The following is a 2323-nucleotide window of genomic DNA, read 5'->3' on the forward strand; positions in this document are numbered from 1 at the left end:
TTTGGACGATTTTGTCGATATTTCGGTGATTTTTTGTGGTTTAAGGAGAGACTAAATAACAACTAATAATATTCGCCGCGTCGCCCCTTGCGTAGGGGCGTGGATTGAAATAACAGCTGGTTACTCTCGTGGCGTTTTTTTGTAGTCGCCCCTTGCGTAGGGGCGTGGATTGAAATATTTGAAAAATGGTTCCTAAATCATACCCAACTGAACTAAAATAGAGAGCAGAAGCATAAAAACGCATAACCATTTGTGATGTGTTATGCCAAAAATAGATGTTCATTTTTCAGAAATGTTCCACAGTAGAAATCATGATTAAAATATGATACGATAAATTTATAATGATTCCCAAAATACAAATTGACCCAATAAATCAGGGAGGTAGTTCTTTATGAATAATTTTACCTATTCAATTCCAACAGTCATTCATTTCGGTAAGAATCAACTAAGTCATCTGTCTGAACTGAAACAAAGCGGCAGCAACGTCCTTCTCGTATATGGGGGCGGAAGCATCAAACGCAGCGGTCTCTATGACAAAGCAATCAAAATCCTGACTGACACAGGACTCATTGTGACAGAATTGTCGGGAGTAGAACCCAATCCTCGTATTGAATCAGTTCGCAAAGGCGTTGCGCTCTGTAAAGAGCACAGCATTGATATGGTGCTTGCAATCGGCGGCGGTTCTGCCATCGACTGCGCTAAGGTTATTGCAGCAGGCGCATGCTATGACGGTGACCCCTGGGATCTGGTTTTGGATGGCGGAAAAATAAAAGCTGCACTGCCTGTCTATACTGTGCTGACACTTTCAGCAACAGGTTCAGAAATGGATGCATTTGCTGTGATCAGCGATCTTTCAAAAAATGAAAAATGGGGAACTGGCAGTGATCTCGTGAAGCCTGTCATGTCTGTGCTTGATCCAAGCTATACCTTTACGGTTTCATCCCGACAGACGGCAGCCGGTACTGCCGATATGATGAGCCATACTTTTGAAAACTATTTTACAAATGTAAAGGGTGCAACACTCCAGGGGTATTTATGTGAGGCAGTGCTGAAAACCTGTATTCAATATGGACCTGTTGCACAGAAAGAACCGGAAAATTATAATGCAAGGGCAAATCTTATGTGGGCAAGCAGTCTTGCCATAAACGGATTACTGGACGGCGGTGCAGAAGTCGGCTGGTGTGTCCATCCCATGGAACATGAGCTTTCAGCCTTCTATGACATTACTCATGGAGAAGGACTGGCAATTCTTACGCCGGTCTGGATGCGTTTTGTCCTGGAGAAATCGCCGTCCAAAACTGCACAATTTGCCGCATATGGGCGAAATGTCTGGGGACTGAACGGAACAGATGCCGAAGTTGCGAAAGCAGCCATCGACAAAACCGCTTCGTTTTTCTTCGATACAATGAAAATGCCAGCAAATCTGCGTGCAGTGGGGATCACTGAAAAAAACCACTTTGCAGAAATGGCGGAAAAAGCAGCAGCAGGATGTGAAGGCAGCTTTGTTCCGCTGACCAAAGATGACATCATTTCTATTTTTGAAGCGGCATTTTAACGGTAAAAAGGAGGCTATAAAAATGTTGGAAGCTGGACAAAAGGCTCCTGATTTCACACTTCAGGATAAAGATGGTAATTTTGTTTCTCTCTCGGATTTTGCCGGGCAAAAGGTCGTGCTTTATTTCTATCCGAGAGACAATACACCTGGCTGTACTCGCCAGGCATGTGCATTTGCAGCACATGATACGGCATTTCGGGAAAAACATGTTATCGTCATTGGAATCAGCAAAGACAGTACTGCTTCTCATCAGAAGTTTGCTGAAAAGCACCATTTACCCTTCCTCCTGCTGTCAGATCCGGAACTCTCTGCGATTCAGGCATATGGCGTATGGAAAGAAAAGAAATTGTACGGAAAGGTGAGTATGGGCGTTGTACGAAGCACCTATGTGATCGATGAAAACGGTATCATTGAAAAGGCTATGCCAAAGGTGAAACCGGATACCAACGCAGAAGAAGTACTGGCTTATTTGAATCAAACTGAATGAAACAGGTTTTTGAATGCTCTATTCACAGAAGTCGTCAAGTGAGAAGAGAAAAAGAACCCTGCGTGGATCCGTGTATCGTTACGTGGATCTATGCAGGGTTCTGATTATCGTGTTACCTCTAATTTTATTAGGGCAACACCGCACAAAGAGCGCCTAGCGGCTTTGTACGTCATATGCTTGCATATTTTCCGTCATGTTTTAGGCAACACCGCACAAAGAGCGCCTGTCGGCTTTGCACGTCATATGCTTGCATCTTTTTCGTCATATTTCACAAAAATGCT

2 protein-coding genes are annotated in these 2323 nt (G+C 43.7%); both read left to right on the plus strand.

The genetic code is table 11. The annotated features are described in order from the left end of the window. The first annotated feature begins 391 nt into the window (after window positions 1-391). Window positions 392-1555, plus strand: a complete 1164-nt coding sequence (locus Q0418_RS03275; protein WP_298482188.1) for an iron-containing alcohol dehydrogenase — start codon at window positions 392-394, stop codon at window positions 1553-1555. A gap of 22 nt (window positions 1556-1577) precedes the next feature. Beyond that, entirely contained in the window at window positions 1578-2042 is a 465-nt protein-coding gene (bcp, locus tag Q0418_RS03280) for a thioredoxin-dependent thiol peroxidase (protein WP_298482190.1), read from the plus strand. Window positions 2043-2323: the final 281 nt, after the last annotated feature.

Origin of the sequence: uncultured Ruminococcus sp. (genome assembly GCF_937915125.1) — a bacterium.
Taxonomy (GTDB): Bacteria; Bacillota; Clostridia; order Oscillospirales; family Ruminococcaceae; genus Ruminococcus_C.

Bases quoted from the DNA above. Each gene is read 5' to 3' on its own strand.
- bcp (WP_298482190.1), top strand. From the start codon at position 1,578: ATGTTGGAAGCTGGACAAAAGGCTCCTGATTTCACACTTCAGGATAAA.
- Q0418_RS03275 (WP_298482188.1), top strand. From the start codon at position 392: ATGAATAATTTTACCTATTCAATTCCAACAGTCATTCATTTCGGTAAG.